A 22043-nucleotide genomic window follows, 5' to 3' on the forward strand; every position below is an offset into this window, starting at 1 on the left:
TTACTTCTAGCATGCTGTGATATTTTTTTTATATTTGATAGGCTTTGTTTGTTATAGGTTGGAAATGTGTACGATAGCGTACTTTCAGGCCATTTGTTTATTGAATTTTTCTTCAAACCCCAACAACACATGATGTTTAAGAAATTAATCAATTTCATAGGAACAGTTTTGTTGATTCCTATGGTAAATTATGCTCAGGTAGATGCCAAGATCGCTCAATTTCCAGATGTATCAGCTACCCAAATTACCTTCAGTTACGGTGGTGATATTTGGGTGGTGCCAAAAACGGGAGGTTTGGCCAATAGGCTGACTACTTCTGCAGGAACAGAATCCTTTCCCAAATTTTCCCCTGATGGGAATTCTATCGCCTTTAGTGGAGTTTACAACGGAAATGGCGATGTCTATGTGATGCCAGTAAAGGGTGGGATGCCCGAGCGCCTCACTTATCACGGAATGGGTGATCGTGTGACAGATTGGTTTAGCGATGGAAAGCATATCCTTTTTACCTCATCCAGAGAAAGTGAGAAGCAACGTTTCAGTCAGTTTTATAAAGTGCCAGCCTCGGGAGGAATGCCGGAGAAACTCCCAGTGCCTTATGGCGAGTTTGGAATGATTTCTCCAGATGGAGAACAGATTGCCTATACCCCTAAGAGTAGGGCTTTCAGAACCTGGAAGCGCTACAAAGGAGGCATGGCCACTGATATTTATACTTTTAATCTTACTGATAATTCTTCTGAAAATATCAGCGAGAGTATTTACAATGACGAATTCCCGATGTATACTTCGGACAAGATTTACTTTTTGTCTGACCGCGGAGAAAATAGAAGAAACAATATCTACAGTTATGACCTGAGCTCTAAAGCAATCGATCAGGTGACAGATTTTAGTGAGTTCGATGTCATGTTTCCTAGTATAGGAGAGGAAGAAATCGTGTTTACTGCAGGAGGCAAGATTTACTTGTTGGACTTAACAACCGAAGCACATTATGAAGTACCCATACAGGTCAGTTCAGATGTGGCATCTTTGATGCCCAGGAAAGAGAATGTAAAAGACTACATCCAGAATGTATGGCTTTCACATGATGGAAACAGAGCTATATTTGAGGCTCGGGGGGAACTATTTTCCGTGCCTGCCAAAGATGGCCCTGTAATTAACCTGACTCAAACTTCCGGTGTGGCCGAACGTTATCCATCCTGGTCACCTGATGGTAAATACATTGCTTACTGGAGTGATCGTTCCGGTGAATATGAGTTGACCATTAAAGATATGGAGAATGGTGGAGAGGAAAAGGAGTTGAGCTCTTATGGTGCTGGGTATAGGTATCAGCCATATTGGTCACCCAATAGTAAAAAAGTAGCCTTCGTCGATAAGGCAATGGATATTTATATCTATGATATGGAGACCAATGAAACCAGTCATGTGGACAAGCAAAAATACCTTTACCAGTATAATCTGGAAAATTTTACAGTGGCTTGGTCTCCTGACAGCCACTACCTGGCTTTTGAGAAAAATCTTAACAACCTGAATAATTCCATTGCGATCTTTGATACACAATCCGGTGAGCTGCATGAAGTGACGTCTGGCTTTTACAGTGATCGAAATCCAGTGTTTGATCCAGAAGGAAAATACTTGTATTTCTTTACCAATCGAGAATTTGATCCCATCTACAGTGATTTTGAAGGTGCTTGGATATATGCCAACTCCACACAAATCGCTGCGCTTCCTTTAGAAAAAGCAACAGCTTCTCCTTTGGCACCAAAAAATGATACCACTTCTGTAAAAGAAGAAGAGAAAGCGGATGCTGAAAAAGAGAAGAAAGAGAAAAAGGGAGATAAGAAGAAAGACGATGAAAGTAACGGTGATGAGAAGTCCGTAAAAATTGATTGGGATGGAATGGAGCAGCGACTGGTGGTACTTCCTGTTTCAGCTGGCAACTACAGTATGCTAAACGCAGTCAAAGGAAAAGTACTCTATCTTAAACACCCTCAAAGTGGGGCCACTTCTCTTCAGTATTACGATATCGCTGAGCGCGAAGAAAAGGCGGTTATTGAAAACGTAAATGGTTATAGACTTTCAGCAGATGGAGAGAAGGCCTTAGTGGTGTCAAGAGGTGCTTTTGGAGTGATCAGCATTGGTGGAGACAAGAAATTGGAAGACAAAATGCCTACGGACAAGATGGAAATGACCTTAGTGCCCAAAGAAGAATGGAGACAAATTTTTAATGATGCATGGAGGTTAGAGCGTGACTTCTTTTATGATCCCAATATGCATGGCGTGGACTGGGAAGCCATGCGCGACCAATATGGTAAGTTGATTGATAATGCCATTACCCGTGAGGATATAAATTATATAATTGGAGAACTGATAGGTGAGATCAGTGCTTCTCATACTTACCGGGGCGGTGGAGACACAGAGCATGCAAACACAAAGTCAGTAGGTTATCTTGGCATTGATTGGGGAGTGAAGGATGATGCTTATTATGTAAAGAAAATCATTCGTGGAGCCCCTTGGGACAATGAAGCTCGATCACCTTTGGATCAAGCAGGTGTAGATGTAAATGAAGGAGACTTTATTTTAGCAGTGAATGGCGTGGCCATGGATCTTTCAAAAGACCCTTGGGCAGCTTTCGAAGATTTAGCAGGTGAAACCGTAGAGTTGACAGTGAACGATGCGGCCAGCTTGGAGGGAGCCAAAAAAGTAGTTGTGAAAACAATGGACAGTGAAACCCGCTTGAGAAATTTGGCTTGGATAGAGGCCAATAGAAAAAGAGTGGAGGAAGCAACGGATGGAAAGATCGGTTATATTTATGTGCCTAGCACTGGCTTGGATGGACAATATGAACTGACAAGGATGTTTTACGGACAGTTCAATAAGGAGGGATTGATCATTGATGAAAGATTCAATAACGGAGGGCAAATACCTGATCGCTTTATTGAGTTGTTGAACAGAAAGCCTTTGGCTTTTTGGGCAGTTCGGGATGGGGAGACCTGGCAATGGCCGCAGGTAGCTAATTTTGGTCCCAAGGTGATGCTGATCAATGGTTGGAGTGGTTCTGGAGGAGATGCTTTTCCAGACTATTTTAGAAAAGCTGGCCTCGGACCGCTAATTGGCACTAGGACCTGGGGTGGATTGATTGGGATTTCTGGAGCTCCTACTTTGATTGATGGGGGTTCAGTTACAGTACCGACTTTCAGAATGTTTGACCCTGATGGAGGGTGGTTTAAGGAAGGACATGGAGTGGATCCAGATATTGAAGTGCTAGAAGACCCTACTGCTTTGGCCAACGGCACTGATCCACAATTGGAAAAAGCCATAGAAGAAGCCATGAAGTTGCTTCAAGAGCATCCGCCGATAAAGCCAACCGTACCTGAATACGAAGTGAAATAAAAACTTATTATAGAAAATTAGAGAAACCAGTCAAGCTACTTGGCTGGTTTTTTGTTTGGATTTGCAGAAAATGATGTTCCCGGATGAAACTTCTTTCGAAAATAAATTCAGGATTTGAAAAGGCTTCTTCATTGAAGAACCTATTTATTTTTAGTATTTTAATTGATGATTCCACATAAGCAGCACCTATGACTTTATTGATCCTTTACCTCTTCTTGGCCATTGGTATATCTTTTTTATGTTCGGCATTGGAGGCTGCGCTTTTAAGCATCACCCCTTCCTATATTGCATCACAACAAGAAAAGGGGAAGGATTATGCGAGGAAATTGATGAAATTAAAGGAGAATATCAATCAACCTCTGGCCGCGATTCTATCTTTTAATACCATTGCCCATACGGTAGGGGCAGCTGGAGTGGGCGCTCAGGCGGTTGAGGTCTTCGGACAACAATATTTTGGGTGGATTTCTGCTGGTTTGACCATTGCCATTTTGATCTTTTCAGAAATTATTCCCAAGTCCATTGGAGCAAATTACTGGAAACAGCTTGCACCTTATATTGGAGGGATATTGAAAGTGATGATTTATGGACTATATCCATTGGTGAAAATTTCCGAGTTTTTGACCCGTTTTTTTAAAACAGAGGAGCACCATACCATGAGTCGTGAGGAGCTTTCAGCAATGGCCAGTATTGCCACTAAAGAGGGGGTTTTTCAAGAAGGAGAATCAAAAATTATCCATAACTTAATTCGATTTAGATCTATTTTGGTAGCCAGTGTCATGACACCGAGGACGGTGACAGTGGCCCTTGAACAAGAAGAGACAGTAAAGGATTTTTATGCCAAAAAAGAATCTCGGAGGTTTTCCCGTTTTCCCATTTATGATGGTACAATCGACAATATCAATGGATATATCATAAAGCATGATGTCTTGGCAGAGCTGGCCGAGGATCATTTTGAGATGAAATTAAAAGAGCTGAAACGAGAAATTATGGTGGTGTATGAACATTATCCTATCCCATCTGTTTTGGAAATGATGTTGAACAAGAGAGAACATATAGCTTTGGTGGTGGATAAATATGGTGGGATGTCGGGGATTGTAACTTTAGAAGATATTTTGGAAACACTGCTTGGGATGGAGATTCAAGATGAAAGCGATGAAGAAAAAGATATGCAGCTTTTGGCCAGAAATCAGTGGGAGGCAAGGGCAAAAAAGATGGGGTTGATCTTCGATAAGCCCAGCGAAAATATCGATTAACATCTAAAAGGCCCAAGAGATATTAACTATCTTTGATCAACGGTCTTAGTGGGGGCACTTGAGTCGTATGCTGATATTAACAGATGGGGAATATATTTGTTAGAATAACAGAGTCTAAATGTAAAAAGTAAGAAATAAAGGATATTAATCAAGATTTTTATGGAGAAGAAATATCCCAGTAGTATCATACTGGCTTCGAAGCTTATCGTCCTGTTTTTGACCATCGCAATGGCCCACTTTCTCAAGAGTGTTTTGGTGCCCATGATGTTTGCACTGATCATTTCGATCATGCTCTATCCGCTTTGTAATCTACTTGAAAGAATAAAATTTCCCAGAGCGGCAGCTTCCATAGTGTCAGTCATTGTAGCCACCTTGGTGCTTTCTGGTTTGATGTACTTTATCGTTCATCAAGTGATTGTGATCGGAAAGGATGGTCAGGATATCGCTACCAATTTTGCGAATATTTATGATAGCATCCAGAAGTGGTTCGAAGGTAAGTTTGGTTTGGAGCCTGGGCAATTGACCAACCAGATCAGAGAAGAAGCCCATAAGTCCGTCTCAAACATTGGGAAATACCTCACTACCGTTTTCAGTTCTGCTGGAGGTACTTTGGCCAATGGCGTTTTGGTACCATTATATACTTTCTTTTTCCTTTATTATAGGGATTTCTTTAAGGATTTTCTTATTCAGGCAGCCAAGGGAGCCCCTGCTGAAAAAGTGGTCGAAACCATTAGCAGGATTTACCATGTTATCCAAAGTTATTTGTTGGGACTGGTGACCGTAATGGGAATTGTGGCTATTCTAAATACAGTTGGATTATTAGTGATGGGAATTGAGTATGCCTGGTTTTTTGGGACTCTGGCCGCCATACTTATTTTGATTCCTTATATCGGTGTGGCTATTGGCTCTCTGGTTCCGGCATTGTATGCTTTGGCGACCATGGACAGCTCTTGGTATGCGCTGGGTGTGATTGGCTGGTTTCAGGTAGTCCAGTTTCTGGAAGGAAATTTTATCACTCCAAATATTGTAGGTGGAAAGGTGAGTTTGAACCCTTTGATAGCCATTGTTTCTTTAATCTTGGGAGGGATGCTCTTTGGCTTGGGGGGCTTGATTTTAGCAATTCCAATGGTAGCTGTGATCAAAATTGTTTTTGATATGACAGAAGCTACCCAGCCTTTTAGCTTTTTGATCGGAGAGCCTGATGAAGAACATTTACACCGTGACTCTTTCGAAAAACTTATGGATAAACATGAGGTCAATAAGAAAAAGGAAGGTTCTTCATTAAAAGATTAGCAGATTGATTTTTTGATGCATTTTTAAATTAATTAGCCAGACGGCTTTCAAGGGAAGCCCAAAAATGGCAGCTATGAATGTAGATAAACAATGAAACTGACAAGGAAAAGACTGGCACATATTGTTTTTGAATCAGATGATGCAGCATCCAAACGTTTCGATGTAGTTCTATTGATCGCTATTCTTGGCAGTGTTACGATTACGGTATTGGATTCTGTTCGAAAGCTCCATGATGCTTATGGTACTATTTTCTATATGATGGAATGGGCTTTTACGATTCTTTTTACCATGGAGTATATTTTGAGGGTTTGGCTTAGTCGAAGAACCACTGGTTATGTGCTGAGCTTTTATGGGCTAGTGGACTTGTTAGCCATATTGCCAACCTATATCAGTTTGGTGGTGGCCAATAGTCATTTTCTGGCTGTGGTCAGGGCCCTTAGGTTTTTGAGGGTGTTGAGGGTCTTAAAGCTGGGGCGGTATATGCGAGAGGCTCAGATGCTGACAGAAGCCTTGCATAATAGCCGGATGAAAATACAGATTTTCCTTGGCTCTGTGATTACCATTATTTTGGTGATGGGTACGGTGATGTTTTTCATTGAAGGGCCTGAAAGTGGTTTTACCAGTATTCCCATGGCTATGTATTGGGCCATTGTTACTTTGACCACTGTGGGTTATGGTGACATTTCTCCTATGACGCCGCTGGGACAGTTTATGGCTTCATTGATTATGCTTTTAGGCTATGCGATCATCGCAGTACCTACAGGTATAGTGACTTCTGAGATCAATGCAGCCAAAAACAAAAAGAGAAATTCAGATGATCAAAGAACCTGTCATACTTGCCATGCTGGCAATCATGATGAGGATGCTTACCATTGCAAATATTGTGGAACCAGGCTTTAGCATATTTGACTTGGAAAATTTAAAAAACTTGAGTAGTTCACCTACCTTTACCGCATTCAAGAAACAAGCATGAATGTAAATAAAAAGCTTTTAAAAGGAGTATTGGAAAAGGCAATCATGGTGCTTAGCTTTATTAGCTTTGCCTTAGTGGTTTATGAAGAAGGCTTTAAAAAGCCATTTTTGTCCTTGTCGGATTCCCATGCCTTATTGAAAACTATTCTTGGTTTTATCTGGTCGGGCTATATAGGGCTTTATTTTTTTGCAAAAGCAGGTTCAGGGTTTTCTAAAAAGCGAATTTCAGAGCTTGCTCTGATTTTCATGATCAGTTTGATTTTGATTTTCATATTTACCGATTATTCCATTCCTACTTTTTCAGCAATTACCCAGATCACGACAGATCGTTTTTTGGTGGATTTGCTTGTGGCAGTGGTTTTTTTAATAGAACTGTCCAAAGTCAGCTTGGGAGTAAATGAACTCAAGCTAAATCCTCCATTAATATTTTTGCTTAGCTTCTTTGTGTTGATCATTATTGGGACAGTATTGTTGATGCTGCCCAATGCTACCTATCAGCCCATTCATTTGGTAGATGCCATATTTACATCGACAAGTGCCGTTTGTGTGACGGGACTTATAGTGCTGGATACCGCCAAAGACTTTACCATTTTCGGGCAGTTGATCATTCTGTTTTTGTTCCAGTTGGGTGGATTGGGTATGATGACCTTTACGAGCTTTTTTGGTTTTTTCTTTAGAGGAAGCTTCAGCATCCAGAATCAACTGTTTTTGAGGGATTTTATCAATGAAGAAAACTTTGGCCAGATTTTTAATACCCTGCTTAAAGTAATTCTTTTCACCTTTTTGGTAGAAGGAGTGGGGGCGGTACTGATCTTCCTTTCATTGGACAAAGAACTATTTGAAAGCACTGGAGGGATGATTTTCTTTTCCATCTTTCACAGTGTTTCTGGCTTTTGCAATGCGGGCTTTAGTATCTTAAGTGACGGCTTGTACCAAGAAGGCTTTAGGGATAATTACAACATGCACCTGATTCTGGCTTTTTCAATTGTTTTGGGAGGAATAGGCTTTCCCGTTGTGCTAAGTTATTATGGTTATTTGAAACATCTTATAAGAGGGTTATATAGGAAAGTCCTGTATGGAGAAAGTTATAGGCATTTGCCACGAGTGGTTAATGTAGGTACCCGATTAGTAATGCTCACTACAGGGTTACTTTTATTGGTGGGTTTCGTGCTATATTGGGTTTTGGAGGAAGAAAATACACTAGCAGGACTAAGTGGTTATGGTAAAGTGGTAACGGCAATATTCGGTGCGGTAACACCGAGGACTGCCGGTTTCAACACGGTGGATATGACAAATATGGCCATTCCGACAGTTTTGGTTTATCTCTTATTGATGTGGATAGGTGCATCGCCGGGGTCTACAGGAGGGGGATTGAAAACCAGTACCTTTGCAGTGGCCATTCTTAGTTCATTCAGTATTGCCAAAGGCAAGGATCGAGTTGAGGTGTTTAGGAGGGAAATATCCAACACAACCTTACGAAAAGCCTTTGCGGTTACCTTTATGTCGATTATGATGATTGGTGGAGCCGTGTTCTTTTTGAAGCTTTTCGATAGAGATATCCCTTTATTGAGCGTATTCTTTGAAGCGTTTTCAGCTTTTTCGACTGTGGGGTTAAGCTTAGGAATCACAGGAGGGTTGAGCTTTGGAAGTAAATTGGTACTGATTGTAACCATGTTTGTAGGAAGAGTGGGGATTCTTACCTTATTGATTGCGGTCAGCAAGGGCGTTAAAAATCTTAGCTATCGCTATCCTGAAGAATCAGTGTTTATCACTTGATAGATTGCAACGAAAAACATTATATATATGAAATTTATCATCGTAGGTATGGGCAACTTTGGAGCCTATCTGGCTGCTCGATTAACAGACAAAGGTCACGAAGTGATTGGCATCGATAATGATATGAACAAGATTGAGGCTGTTAAAGAAAAAGTGACCCATACCATTTGTATGAATGCTACCGATAAGCATGCCGTCAAAAATTTACCCATCAAAGAAACAGATGTTGTTTTGATTGCGATTGGAGAGGATATGGGAGCTTCGATTATGGCAACAGCTGTTTTCAAAGAATTGCAGGCCAAAAGAATCATTAGTAGGGCCATTACCAATACCCATGAAACCGTGATCAAAGCCATTGGTGTGGATGAAATTATCCATCCGGAAGAGGAAACAGCAGAGAGGCTTTCCAAAAAGCTGGAGATGAAAGGGGTGATTGACAGCTTTGATATTTCGGACGGCTATAATATCGTGGAGGTGACAGCTCCAAAAGATTTTGTGGGCAAGACTATCGGTGAAACGGCAGTAAGAAATCGATTCAATGTCAACATTCTTACCATTATCAAAGTCCGCAATAGGGCTAATCTTTTTGGGAACCTGCAAGAGAGACAAAAGGTACTTGGTGTGGTCAATGCCCAAACCATGATTGAGAAAAATGATATTTTGGTACTTTTTGGAGATATCAAGGACATCCAAAATATCCTCAACCTTAACGAAGAATAAGTGCTTTTGAAGCTAATACAATTAAAAAGCCCTCTGACAAGTGGAATGGATCAGAGGGCTTTTTCTATGTCAAAGACAATTTTTATTTCAACAAAAACACGGTTAAACTTCTTGGACCGTGGGCACCGATAACCAGCGACTGTTCTATATCAGCTGTTTTGGAAGGTCCTGCTATAAAAACACCATAGCCCGGTGCGGATACATTTACTTGGTCGTAAGCTTGATGCATATTGGTCAGTAACGTATTTTCCTTCAGAATGATGATTAAGTGTTGGGCGATAAAAGGCAACACACGATGAACGACATTTTCTTCCGGCATCCAAATAGCTCCATTTTCAGCCACCCCCAATTCTCCTTTAAGAATAGCCAATTCGACATGTTCTAGGTCATGAGGATCGGAAATTTGCTGTACATCGACATTCCCCTTTATTCCATCCACCAAAGAAGCAATCAGTTGATCCTCGGCAAAGTTTTCTGAAATGTGTTGTTGGACTTGTTCTAAGGAACCCGCTTCGATTAATTTTCCTCCATTTCCTGAAAGGCCTTTCTGGTACTTCTCCACCAAATCAGGTTGGTCAGGAAAGTTCAGTAAAGCAGGTAAAGGTGTTTCTGATGGCTTATTCTTTTGAATTGCTGCTAATATTGCTGCTTTACTGCTCATGATTTTCTGTTTTTCTTATACCACTCTTTGAAACTTTCCTTGGGCACCTGAGGTAAATCCCTATGTTTTCCCCATACATTGATGCTACTGTACACCAAGCTGTCAGGAGTGATCCTGAGGGCTGTCCGGGCCATCTTTCCAGCTAAGTCATACAGAACTGGTTTGCCAAATGTCACACCGGCTACTTTCATGGCCAATTTCTTACTGGCATCCACATCCGTGTTTTCCGTAATTACTTGTCGCCACTTGTAAAGCTGCTCATGGATATTGATCTTAACAGGGCAGACGTCTGAGCAAGAGCCACATAGGGTGGAGGCAAATGGTAAGGTACTGTATTTTTTTAGGTCCTTGCCTGGGGAAAGGATGGAGCCTATTGGGCCAGGAACTGTGGAGTTGTAGCTATAGCCACCGCTTCTTCTGTAAATCGGGCAAGTATTCATACAGGCCCCGCAGCGAATACACTTGAGGGAGTTTTTGAAGTCTTCCCTGCCCAACTGTTCCGTTCGGCCATTGTCCACCAAGATAATATACATCTTTTTCCCTTGGGCAGGTCGGTGGAAATGGGAAGAATAGTTGGTGATACTTTGTCCGGTGGCACTGCGTGCCAAAAGTCGTAGAAAAACACCAAGGTCAGCAGCTCGAGGAATCAGCTTTTCTATTCCCATGCAAGCAATGTGTATATCTGCTAAGTGCGTGCCCATATCGGCATTACCTTCGTTGGTACAGACTACAAAACCGCCTGTTTCCGCTATGCCGAAGTTGACTCCTGTGATGGCGGCATTGGCCTCAATGAATTTTTTTCTAAGGTGCTGCCGGGCAGCTTCAGTAAGGTATTTGGGGTCGCTGGCACCTTCCTGTGTACCTATGTGCTTGTGGAAGATCTCTCCAATATCCTGTTTTTTAAGGTGGATGGCAGGTAGGACAATATGACTCGGAGCTTGCTTGGCAAACTGGATGATTCGCTCTCCGAGGTCCGTATCCACTACTTCATAGCCTTTGTCTTCCAAGTAATGGTTCAAGCCACATTCTTCCGTAAGGATAGACTTGCTTTTGACAATATTGGCGACCTTATTTTCTTGAAGAATCCGGTAAACGTGGTCATTGTGTTCCTTGGCATCTTTTGCCCAAAGCACCTCTACCCCATTGGCCAATGCATTGGACTCAAATTGTTCCAAAAGCTCTCCTAAGTGGGAAAGTACATAGTTTTTGGCGGCGGAGGCAGTGTCTCTGAGGGTCTCCCATTCAGGAATTCCTTGAGCAGATAAATCCCTTTTTTGGCGCACATGCCAAAGGGTCTCATCATGCCAATGGGTTCTGGCGTCATCTTTTATAAATTCTTCCGCTGCTTGAGCGTGGGTATGTCCTTTCATAATTGGTTATTTCACGGGGTTCCCATTAAGGATTTCAGCAATGTGCATGACTTTTATTGGGCTTTTTTGGCGTGTTAGCAGGCCCTGCAAATGCATGAGACAGGACATGTCTGCGCCTGTCAAGACTTCTACTCCGTTCTTTTGGTGGTCCGCAATGCGGTCATTGCCCATAGTGATGGAGACGGCCTCCTCTGCCACGGCAAATGTTCCTCCAAAGCCGCAGCATTCATCTTTTCTGTCCAACTCCACCATTTCAATGCCCTTGACCTTGTTCAAAAGAGAAAGGGGCTTATTGAATTCAGGGTCCATTCTTTCTGAACATTTAGCCAACCTTAATCCCCGAAGTCCGTGGCAAGAAGAATGGAAGCCTACTTTATGCGGAAAACTGGAAACAATATCTTTGACTTTGAGCACATCTGTCAAAAATTCACATAGTTCGTAAATCTGTGGAGTCTTATCGTCTTTGGGCAGTACATGATCTTTAACATGAAGGGTACAGCTCCCGGATGGGGCAACGATATAGTCAAAGTGACCGAAGTTTTTCATAAAGAGGTCAGCAGATTCTTTACCGTAACGTTCATAACCTGAGTTGGCCATTGGTTGGCCACAACAAGTTTGAGAAAGTGGATAATCCACTTCGACATTATACTTCTCCAATAATTCCAAGCTTGCCTTGGCCACGTCAGGGTAAAACTGATCAACGTAGCAAGGTATAAATAGTCCTACACGCATAGTTATGTATTTCAAAATCCCAATTTACTGTCGACAGCTTAGCTATTCATCCTGCACCATACTGTTTTTGGCGCACCCATCATGCAGGTAAGTAAAGTACACCAAAAAGGGATTAAAAGGTTAAATTTCCTGCTCGGTCTGTATAATCAAAAGCAAACCATTAGATAAAGTTACCTTAAATAACCCAAAATTATCAATTTATAGCTTCATGAATATTAAACATTTCTTTGCAGCTTTTTTCATTTTCTTCACCACGCTAGGCCTTTCACTTGGTCAAACTGGCTCCGGTGATTTGTCAAAAGACAAAAACAGCTACCTGATCCGTTCTGCTTCGCAAACCCTGAAATTGGAATTTTATTCTCCTGAGATCCTACGCATCAGGTGTGTGTGGGACAAAGCGTTTGAAAATGAATACTCCTATATGTTAAAGAAACAGGATTGGGAGCCTATTCCTGTAAAAGTAGAAGAAAGTAATGATGACTTTGTTTTTGAGACAGAAAGAATGACTGTGATGGTGGATAAAGAGACTTTCCAGCTTTCGATATATGATGAGCATGGAAATTTACTTTCTGGAGAAAAGGGAGAAGTGGCGAGCGGAGGCGCTTATCAGGAGGGAAGTACAGTAGGAACTACAAAAACCTTGTCTCCTGATGAACATTTCTTTGGCTTTGGCGAGCGGATGGACTTCTTGGACCGACGGGGAAAGCAGGTGGATCTGAATGTAGGAAGGGGCTTGGGTAGGCCTCATATTGTTGGAGCTTACAATGTTTTGGAAGCCAACTATTCACCGGTTCCATTTTTTATGAGTACCAAAGGGTATGGGATTTTTTTTCATAATTCTTACGCAACTCACTGGGATATGGGGGCTAGCATGCCCCAAGCTTTGCGCTTTGAAGCTGAAGGAGGGGAACTTGATTATTTCTTTATGTATGGCCCTGATTTCTCCAAAATCCTATACCACTACACTGATCTGACGGGGAGATCTCCCTTGTTGCCTCGTTTTGCACATGGTTTGCACGTGGGTACTTACAGTGGAGGTACTTGGGGGCATGAGGAAATGACTTCCACGCATTATGTGGTAGCTTTGGCACAAAAATACAGAGAGAAAGGAATTCCATTTGATGTGCTTCACTTGGATTCTACATGGAGAATGTTCGGTAAAAATGGAGGTAGTGGGGCGACTTCCTTTGAGTGGAGGGAAACTTTTAAAGATCCCAAAAGCATGTTTGATAGCCTGTATGCTATGGATGTGAACATGGTAGGACTCCATGTCAGGCCACGGTTCGATAATGGAAATTACCTCAATTTATTGGACCAGGCCAGAGAAAAAGGACATGTTTATCCAGAAGACCATAACCTAGGGGAGTTTGTAAATGTCTTTGACCAAGCATCAGTTGATTGGTGGTGGGACAATGGTGTGATGCGGATTGCTGAAATAGGGGCCATGTTTCTCAAAACGGACGAAGGCAGTGCTTTTGGTAGAAAGGCCAATGAAAGCAACAAAACAGGTCCAACAAGTGAGCGAGCAGTCCGGTTGCACAATGTATTTCCTGTCGCTTATGCAAAAGCCCCTTATGAGAAGTTTAAGGAATATAATGGGATGCGGGGGATGAACCATACCCGAGAAGGTTATGCTGGGATTCAGCGCTATCCATTTATTTGGGCAGGAGATTGGCCCAGTGAATGGCAGTATTTTGGGCCTGTGATCAAAGCAGGAATTAATATTGGGATGTCCGGAGTAGGATACTGGTCACACAATATGGGGGGATTTGAGCATCAAGCAGACCCTGAGCTGTTTGCCAGGTGGGTACAGTTTGGTATGTTTAGCCCTATAGCCCATGTGTTTGGAATGGATCATCCCGGTTATAAGGAACCCTGGAATTATGGTGAGAAAGCGGAGGAAATCTTTACAAAATATGATAAATTAAGGTATCGGTTGATCCCTTACATTTACAGTACGGCTTTTCAGCAATACCAAACTGGCAAGCCTATTATGAGGGCATTGGTATTGGAGCATCAAGATGATTATAATACCTATGATATAGGTGATCAATATTATTTTGGAGACCAAATGATAGTGTGCCCCGTACTGACCAAGGAAGCCCAGACAAGAACGGTTTACTTGCCAGAGGGCACTTGGTATGACTACTGGGATGGAACGCCATATGAAGGCAAACAGTATTATAACATCGTGACTCCTCTGGAAAAACTGCCCGTTTTTGTGAAAGCTGGAGCGATCATTCCGATGCAGGAAGCGGTGGCCTTTGACAACAAGGAAAATTATGGAGACATTACCTTGGAGGTGTTTCCAGGTAGGGATGCAGTATTTTATTTGTTTGAGGATGATGGAGTTTCAGAAAAGTACATGGAGGGGGTTTATGCTCAAACGACAATTTCTACCCACCAAAGGGCTGAAAATCTGGAGATAAAAATCAGCGCATCCGAAGGGAAGTTTGATCCAGGGGTGAGAAATTATATTTTGAAACTCCATTTGGATAGCATCCCTCAAACTGTTTTGGTCAGTGGAAAGGATTTGCCCATGATCTCAATTGATTCCGTGCACTCAGGCCAAAAGGGTTGGCATTATGATGAAGCAGGGAAAGTCCTGTGGACTGTTTCAGAGAAAGTGCCAGAAGATGTTTTGACCTTTCTAATTAAACAGTTTAATGATAATTAAGCTGCTTTTTGTCTCGATTTCATCAGTACACAACAGGACAGTATTTATGAAATTAAAAAATAAATTCGCTAGTATATACTTCAAACCTGTAATTAAAAAAACTAATCATAATGAGCACATTAGAGAGAACATTTAAGCATGTGAATTACCTCTGGGATGACCAAAAGGCCCAGGAACTACAAGGGGATGAAGTGGCCCTTTTGATCTACCGGTCAAACATTTTGGGTGCTGACCTTCGGATTACCAACTATGGTGGAGGAAATACCAGCTGCAAGACCATGGAAACAGACCCTTTGACCAAAAAGGAAACTGAAGTGATGTGGGTAAAAGGTTCTGGTGGAGACATCGGGACTTTGAAAAAGAGCGGACTTGCAGGACTATATGTAGAGAAATTACATGCCCTGAAAAACGTATACAGGGGTTTGGAGTTTGAAGATGAGATGGTAGGTCTTTTCAATCATTGCATTTATGATTTGGACTCAAAGGCTCCATCCATTGATACCCCATTGCACGCTTTTTTGCCTTTCAAGCATATTGACCACCTACATCCAGACGCGGCGATTGCCATTGCTGCGGCAAAGGATGGCGAAAAAATCACCCAAGAGCTTTTTGAAGGACAGATTGCTTGGGTGCCTTGGCAAAGACCAGGATTTGACCTGGCCCTGCAATTGGAGAAAGCTTTGAATGAAAACCCTGGCATCCGAGGAATCATGTTGGGTGGACATGGATTGTTTACGTGGGGGGGTACTGCTTACGAATGTTATATCAACAGTTTGGAGGTAATCGATAAGGCTTCCATCTATTTGGAAGAAAACTACGGTAAGGACCGTCCAGTATTTGGTGGTCAGAAAATTGAATCGTTGGTACCAGAAGCAAGGAAAGACCAAGCGGCCAAGATCGCTCCTGTATTGAGGGGCTTGGCTTCAGGGTATAATAGAATGGTGGGCCATTTTACCGATGATGAGCGAGTGTTGCAGTTTGCCAACAGTCATGACCTGGAAAAGTTAGCTCCATTGGGAACCAGCTGCCCAGACCACTTCCTTAGAACAAAGATCAGACCTTTGGTATTGGATTTTCCAGCAGATGTTGATCTGAGCAATGCGGAGGAAATCAAAGCCAAACTGGATAAAGATTTTGAAGAGTATAGGGCTTACTATACCAAATATTACGAAGACCACAAGCGTGACAACAGTCCTGCTATCAGAGATGCCAATCCGGTAATTATTTTATGGCCAGGTGTGGGGATGTTCTCCTATGCGAAGAACAAACAGACTGCACGTGTGGCCAGTGAGTTTTATATCAACGCCATCAATGTGATGCGTGGTGCTGAGGCGGTATCTGAATACGTTTCTTTGCCTTTGCAGGAAGCTTTTGATATTGAATATTGGTTGTTGGAAGAGGCAAAGCTTCAAAGAATGCCCAAAGAGCAACCACTTTCCAGAAAGATTGCTTTGGTGACTGGCGGTGCGGGCGGTATCGGAAAGGCTATCGCCGACAAATTGGCCAGTGAAGGCGCCTGTGTATTTATCACCGATATCAATCAGGATCGTCTAGATGAAGCAGTAGCTACTTATTCTAATGATGTAGGAGCAGGAGCCATCATGGATGTGACCAAGGGTGATGATATTGTCAAGGCACTAAAAGCAGCAACGCTGAAGTTTGGCGGAGTGGATATCATTGTGAACTGTGCAGGATTGGCCATTTCCAAACCGATCGAACAGACCACAGAAAAAGACTGGGATTTGCTTCAGGATATTTTGGTGAAAGGCCAGTTTGCCGTTTCCAAAGCTGCCGTGGAAATTATGAGAGAGCAAAAACTGGGTGGAGATATTATCAATATTGCCAGTAAGAATGCCCTGGTGTCAGGCCCTAACAATGTAGGCTATGGAACAGCTAAAGCTGCCCAAGTCCACATGAGCAGGTTGTTGGCAGCGGAATTGGGCAAGGATAAAATCCGAGTAAATGTGGTGAATCCAGATGCGGTGATCGAAGGAAGCAAAATATGGGAAGGCGAATGGGCTGCAGGAAGAGCCAAAGCTTATGGAATCAAAGTAGAAGAATTACCAGCTTTCTATGCCAAGAGAACGATATTGAACGAGATCATTGGTGTGGACGATATTGCTAACGGTGTATTCGCCTTTGTAGGTGGTGACCTAAGCAAATCAACAGGTAACATTCTCAATGTGGACGGTGGTGTAGCTGCTGCCTTTGTAAGATAATTATGCGTTTAGATCAACAAAAAATAAATCAAGTGAATGACCAGACTCTCTCGGAACATCGGGAGAGTTTTGATCATTTGTCCAAAGTACTTGGCCGAAAAGACGTCGATGCGAATAGCATAATCGGTAAATTGAAAGAATTCCAAGTGGCCATTCCTAGCTGGGCCTTAGGGACTGGAGGAACCCGGTTTGGCCGTTTTTCTGGTGGAGGTGAGCCTGGTACCTTGGAGGACAAAATATCAGATGTAGGGTTGCTTCACCAGTTAAGTCAGTCTGCAGGGTCCATATCATTGCATATTCCTTGGGATATTCCAGAAGATGTGGAAGCTATTAAGCAACTGGCTGATAGTTATGGGTTGCTGTTTGATGCGGTTAACTCCAATACCTTTCAGGATCAGCCGGATCAAAAGCTATCCTATAAGTTTGGTTCGCTTTGCCATGTGGACAAAGCCGTTCGTCAACAGGCCATTGACCATAATTTGGAGGTGGTGAAATATGGAGAAGCTTTAGGTTCCAAATCACTGACCGTTTGGTTGGCGGATGGGTCTTCTTTTCCTGGACAGCTGAACTTTAAAAAGGCTTTCCAAAGAACTTTGGAGTCTTTGCAAGCCATCTATGCGGGCATGCCTTCCGATTGGAAAATGTTTGTAGAATACAAGCCTTACGAGCCAAATTTCTATTCTACGGTGATCCAGGATTGGGGATCTTCGCACATGTTGGCAGATAAGTTGGGCGAGAGGGCTTTTAGCTTGGTGGATTTAGGGCACCATTTGCCCAATACCAATATTGAACAGATTGTTGCTACCTTAATGATGGTCGGTAAGTTGGGCGGATTTCATTTCAATGACTCCAAGTATGGGGATGATGATGTGACGGTTGGCTCATTAAAGCCTTATCAGCTGTTTTTGATCTTTAATGAACTGGTGGATGGCATGGAAGACCCCACTTCTAATAATCCATACCCGGCTTGGATGATTGATGCTAGCCATAATTTGAAGGATCCATTGGAGGATTTACTACAATCTTTAGAGGCCATCAAAATTGCTTACGCACAAGCTATGTTGGTGGATCGAGCGGCTTTAGAGGAAGCAAGGGAAAATAATGATCCCACATTGGCACAGGAAATCCTTCAGGCTGCTTACAGAACGGATGTGCGTCCACTATTGGCTCAAGCAAGGTTGCAAGCTGGAGGGGCTTTGGATCCCATTGGAACTTTTAGAAGATTGAATGTCCGTAAGGAACTGATTGCAGCACGGGGTGCTAAAACCGTTTCAACAGGACTTTAAATTATTCTTGAAGGTAGGATTGCTGTACTACACGTCCATTTAAGAACCATTACAACTCAATTACATTTATTTTTGGTACGAAGTCCATTCTTTAGGGTTTAATAAGGAATGGACTTTAGTACTGAATGTTTGTTCTGTGTGGAAAGAACATAAATCCAATTGCCCATGATGCCATTACCGGTAATAGCCATATTTGATATAGGAAAAACAAATAAGAAATTCTTCTTGTTCGATGAAGAGATGAATGAGGTCAAGCAGGAATACTACAAAATTCCTTTGACCAAAGATGAAGATGGTTTCGAATGTGATGATTTGCCTGTATTGACCGAATGGATTAAAGCTACAGTAGATGGAATCTGCAAATCTTCAGCTTATGAACTAAAAGGAGTGAACTTCTCCACCTATGGGGCTTCTTTTGTTCATCTGGATGAAGATGGCCGGCCTTTGACGCCACTTTATAATTATTTGAAAGAAATACCTCAGGTAATTATTGATGAGTTTTACCAAAGTTATCCTGAAGAAACCAATAATCTGGAAACTGCTTCTCCATCCCTGGGAATGCTGAATTCGGGTTTGCAGCTATATTGGTTGAAAAAGACCCGGCCTGCTTTGTTTTCAAAGATCAAATTCTCCCTGCATTTTCCACAATACCTGAGTTACCTCTTTACTGGAATAGCAGTCAGTGAGCCGACATCTATAGGCTGCCATACGCGGCTGTGGAACTTTCGGAAAGGAGAATATCATGATTGGGTAAAGCAAGAAGGGATAGACAGGATCCTGCCTTCAATGGTACCTACAAGCCAGACTTACCCTAGTGAGCTTTGCGGCCATGAAGTTCAAGTTGGTGTAGGAATCCATGACAGCTCTTCTGCTTTGGCTTCTTATTTGGTAAGGATTAAAGAACCTTTTTTGTTGATTTCCACGGGTACATGGAGCATATCTTTGAATCCTTTTACTCAGGATCCATTGACCAAGGAGGAATTGGATAATGACTGCTTGAATTTTTTGAGTATTGATGGTGATCCGGTGAAAGCGTCCCGCTTCTTTATGGGTTATGAGTTTAATTACCAGATTGATAGAATCAACAAGCATTTTAATAAACCGGACAAATATTACAAGAATATCCGGGTGGACAGGTCCATTCTGCAGCCTATTAAAGATGGAGCCGTTATAAATACTTTTTGCCCGAAGCATATTGCAGAAACACCCTTAGTGAAATCACTCTTTGGAGGAAATGAATGGAAGCCTGAGGGGTTTGCCACCTTTGAGGAAGCGTATCACCACTTGATTTGGGGATTGACATTGCTGCAGGTGGCATCTTTGAAATTAGCCAAAGGAAGCTCTAAGATCCATAAAGTTTTTATAGATGGCGGTTTTGTCCACAACGAAGTTTTTATGGAATTGCTGAGGCACTACCTGCATGATTGTGAATTGGAATTCTCTGATTTTCCACTGGGTTCGGCTTATGGAGCAGCTCTGGTGTTGGAGCAGAAAAGTGGGGTTGGCGTTAAATGATAAGAGTTTAATAACTGAGTGAAAAAATCCTACTTTCCGTCAAGTAGTTTGAGACGGTTTTTCAAGTCTGAAGACTTGAAACAATATGAATCATAAGGTCAATAAAAAACCTCTATGCCTTTTATGGTTACAAAGAGGTCGAAGTTTTAAAACTTCGACCTCTTTTTGAATTTAACTTTTTGGTCGCTTTGCCTGCAGTTTGATATCCACCAGGTCCGCCACCCTGATAGGCTTATTGCTTTCAATACTTTTCCGGGCAGCAATGCCAATCAAGATGGACATGGCACCATCTCTGGTTCCAGCGGATTGACGGTAAGGGTCAGCCATATTGGGATCCTTGAAGAGCTTGTCTTTTAGTCTGGTATCACCTCCTCCATGTCCACCACCTGCGTGAGGGATAGTGATAATTTCAGTATCCGCAAAGTTTTTGGTTAAACGGATTTCATCAGCAGGTTTCTCTTCCCATGGTTGGCTTTCTTTGATCCATGCCTCTAGCCTACCTTTGGTACCATTGAAAGCGATTCGATAACCCTCATAGGGTGAATAAGAAGTTAAAGAATAGCTCACTTGTACGTCGTTCATATATTTGATCTGTACGGCCATTTTGTCGTAGATATCGATATCCTCTCGGTATACACAGCCATCTCTTAAATAACCATCGTATTGTTCATTGTCAGTATAGAGACCTGTCAAACGCTCACTTTTGGTGATGTCCCAATAAAAATCACATTTGTTTTTGTGGGGGCAAGGGCGGCAATTGGTATGGCGGAAAGGGCCATTCTTTCCATAGAATTCCAATTTGCCATAGGCGAAAACTTCCTGTGGGTCGGAATCCAGCCACCAGTTAAGCAGGTCAAAGTGGTGTGTAGCTTTGTGCACCAGCAAAGTGCCTCCTTTGTCACGGTAACCATGCCACCGTCTGAAATAGGAAGCCCCATGATCTGTGTTGAGGTACCAGTGAAAGTCCACAGAGGTTACGGTACCAATTTCTCCACTATGCAGTAATTCATAGATTTTTTGGCGGTGTGGGCTGTAGCGGTAGTTAAAGGTTACGATGACCTGTTTGCCAGTTTTCCTTTCTGCGTTTAGGATATTTTGACATTTGATTTCATCGGTGGTCATGGGCTTTTCAGTGATCACATTGGCTCCCGCTTCCAGTCCCTTAATGATAAATTGGTCATGGGTACTGTCCATCGTGGTGACGATCAATACATCTGGTTTAGTTTTGGCCATCATTTCATCGAAATCCACAAAGGTGGGGCAGTCTGCGCCAATGTATTTTTTTCCATACGCCAACCGGCCAGGGTTGATATCGGAAAGCCCTACAAATTCCACCTCATTAGAATAGTCTTCCATCACGCTTTTGCCAAACATGCTGGTGCCGCGAATTCCTGTGCCTACCAATGCTATCCGTAATTTTATGGCAGGATCATCCCTAAGGGATAGTGCTTTGGCGATAGGATGAATAAAAAATGAGCCTGCAGTCATTATGCCGGCCTTGTGCATAAAAGCTCTTCGTTTTTTGTTAATAGATTGATCTGACATTATGTTTTGGGTTATTGTTTTGTACCACATAATATAATTAAAATGAAGACTTTATCTGTACTGAGTTTGGTGAAAATACATAGGCGGTATGCTATTAATCCTAACATGTTTACTGTAATGATTACCTTAGCGGTTCGTTAACTATTAAAACCATCGATTTGGACCAAAATGAGAAAACTAATTTTGTTTGGATTATTGATTTTTATGGGAAAAATGACGTTGGCCCAGCGCATTGAACCAGCTAAGCTTAAAGGAGAGTGGAAGCTGGTTCAGGCGGATATGGTGGATCAAGTCAGGTCTTCCTTAGCCTATAGACAAGCTATGGGAGAACAGAGAGAGGCCATGGAATACAAAATAAAAAGGCTATTGGAAAATACCTTTTACCATTTTCAAGATGGGGACAGCCTTCACTATACAGACCTCAAGGAAGGAGCAATTGTACAACAGCATGCCAATTTTACATTGGATCAGGACACGCTCTTGATCAAGAAAAGCAGCAAGATAAAGAAAGCCAAGATAGTGGAGCTGACAGCAGCTAGGTTGGTGATTGTGCCGATTGTGGAGGGAAAAGAAACGATGGGCAAGATGGTTTTTGAAAAAGTGAGGCCATAAAAAAAGCCATCCGCCTAAGCGGACG

General features: G+C 42.3%; 15 protein-coding genes. 11 read left to right on the forward strand and 4 right to left on the reverse strand.

What is annotated here, in order from left to right; translation table 11 throughout:
- Positions 1–129 precede the first annotated feature (129 nt).
- The 6 genes from IFO69_RS12940 to IFO69_RS12965 all read left to right on the forward strand — a co-directional run bounded on the left by IFO69_RS12940 (position 130) and on the right by IFO69_RS12965 (position 9401).
- Entirely contained in the window at positions 130–3387 is a 3258-nt protein-coding gene (locus IFO69_RS12940; protein ID WP_225444131.1) for a S41 family peptidase, read from the forward strand.
- Between the two features lie 188 nt (positions 3388–3575).
- Positions 3576–4640, forward strand: a complete 1065-nt coding sequence (locus tag IFO69_RS12945) for a hemolysin family protein (RefSeq protein WP_192010542.1) — start codon at positions 3576–3578, stop codon at positions 4638–4640.
- A 159-nt stretch (positions 4641–4799) separates the two neighbouring features.
- Positions 4800–5933 carry an AI-2E family transporter gene (locus IFO69_RS12950; RefSeq protein ID WP_192010543.1) on the forward strand — a complete coding sequence of 378 codons (1134 nt, stop codon included), beginning with the start codon at positions 4800–4802 and terminating at the stop codon, positions 5931–5933.
- Positions 5934–6023: 90 nt separating this feature from the next.
- Complete coding sequence (locus IFO69_RS12955; RefSeq protein ID WP_192010544.1) at positions 6024–6833, forward strand: ion transporter; 810 nt, start codon at positions 6024–6026, stop codon at positions 6831–6833.
- A gap of 69 nt (positions 6834–6902) precedes the next feature.
- A complete protein-coding gene (locus IFO69_RS12960; protein ID WP_192010545.1) occupies positions 6903–8681 on the forward strand; it encodes a TrkH family potassium uptake protein in 1779 nt (592 codons plus the stop codon).
- Positions 8682–8708: 27 nt separating this feature from the next.
- On the forward strand, positions 8709–9401 hold the full coding sequence (locus tag IFO69_RS12965; RefSeq protein WP_192010546.1) for a potassium channel family protein: 693 nt from the start codon (positions 8709–8711) through the stop codon (positions 9399–9401).
- Positions 9402–9483: 82 nt separating this feature from the next.
- On the opposite strand, the gene IFO69_RS12970 is transcribed toward IFO69_RS12965, so the two are convergent.
- Genes IFO69_RS12970 through IFO69_RS12980 form a run of 3 tightly spaced genes read right to left on the reverse strand, consistent with a single transcriptional unit; the run spans position 9484 to position 12164 of the window.
- On the reverse strand, positions 9484–10062 hold the full coding sequence (locus IFO69_RS12970) for a LutC/YkgG family protein (RefSeq protein ID WP_192010547.1): 579 nt from the start codon (positions 10060–10062) through the stop codon (positions 9484–9486).
- Complete coding sequence (locus IFO69_RS12975; protein ID WP_192010548.1) at positions 10059–11432, reverse strand: lactate utilization protein B; 1374 nt, start codon at positions 11430–11432, stop codon at positions 10059–10061. Before IFO69_RS12975 ends, IFO69_RS12970 begins: the two co-directional genes overlap by 4 nt.
- Before the next feature lie 6 nt (positions 11433–11438).
- Positions 11439–12164 carry a (Fe-S)-binding protein gene (locus IFO69_RS12980; RefSeq protein ID WP_192010549.1) on the reverse strand — a complete coding sequence of 242 codons (726 nt, stop codon included), beginning with the start codon at positions 12162–12164 and terminating at the stop codon, positions 11439–11441.
- A 208-nt stretch (positions 12165–12372) separates the two neighbouring features.
- On the opposite strand from IFO69_RS12980, the gene IFO69_RS12985 reads away from it, so the two are divergent.
- The 4 genes from IFO69_RS12985 (at position 12373) to IFO69_RS13000 (ending at position 19861) form a co-directional block, all read left to right on the forward strand.
- The gene (locus IFO69_RS12985) at positions 12373–14841 is read left to right on the forward strand and encodes a glycoside hydrolase family 31 protein (protein WP_192010550.1); all 2469 of its coding nucleotides are present in this window, start codon (positions 12373–12375) and stop codon (positions 14839–14841) included.
- A gap of 110 nt (positions 14842–14951) precedes the next feature.
- Positions 14952–17060 carry a bifunctional aldolase/short-chain dehydrogenase gene (locus IFO69_RS12990; RefSeq protein WP_192010551.1) on the forward strand — a complete coding sequence of 703 codons (2109 nt, stop codon included), beginning with the start codon at positions 14952–14954 and terminating at the stop codon, positions 17058–17060.
- A gap of 2 nt (positions 17061–17062) precedes the next feature.
- Positions 17063–18346, forward strand: a complete 1284-nt coding sequence (locus IFO69_RS12995) for a TIM barrel protein (protein ID WP_192010552.1) — start codon at positions 17063–17065, stop codon at positions 18344–18346.
- 165 nt (positions 18347–18511) lie between these two features.
- Positions 18512–19861 (forward strand): FGGY-family carbohydrate kinase, encoded by a 1350-nt coding sequence (locus IFO69_RS13000; RefSeq protein WP_192010553.1) that lies wholly within the window; start codon positions 18512–18514, stop codon positions 19859–19861.
- Between the two features lie 171 nt (positions 19862–20032).
- Here IFO69_RS13000 and IFO69_RS13005 read toward each other — a convergent pair whose 3' ends face one another.
- Positions 20033–21406: a Gfo/Idh/MocA family protein gene (locus tag IFO69_RS13005; protein ID WP_192010554.1), complete on the reverse strand. Its 1374-nt coding sequence runs from the start codon at positions 21404–21406 to the stop codon at positions 20033–20035.
- 168 nt (positions 21407–21574) lie between these two features.
- On the opposite strand from IFO69_RS13005, the gene IFO69_RS13010 reads away from it, so the two are divergent.
- The gene (locus tag IFO69_RS13010) at positions 21575–22018 is read left to right on the forward strand and encodes a lipocalin family protein (protein WP_192010555.1); all 444 of its coding nucleotides are present in this window, start codon (positions 21575–21577) and stop codon (positions 22016–22018) included.
- Positions 22019–22043 lie beyond the last annotated feature (25 nt).

Source organism: Echinicola arenosa, assembly GCF_014841125.1.
Taxonomy (GTDB): Bacteria; Bacteroidota; Bacteroidia; order Cytophagales; family Cyclobacteriaceae; genus Echinicola; species Echinicola arenosa.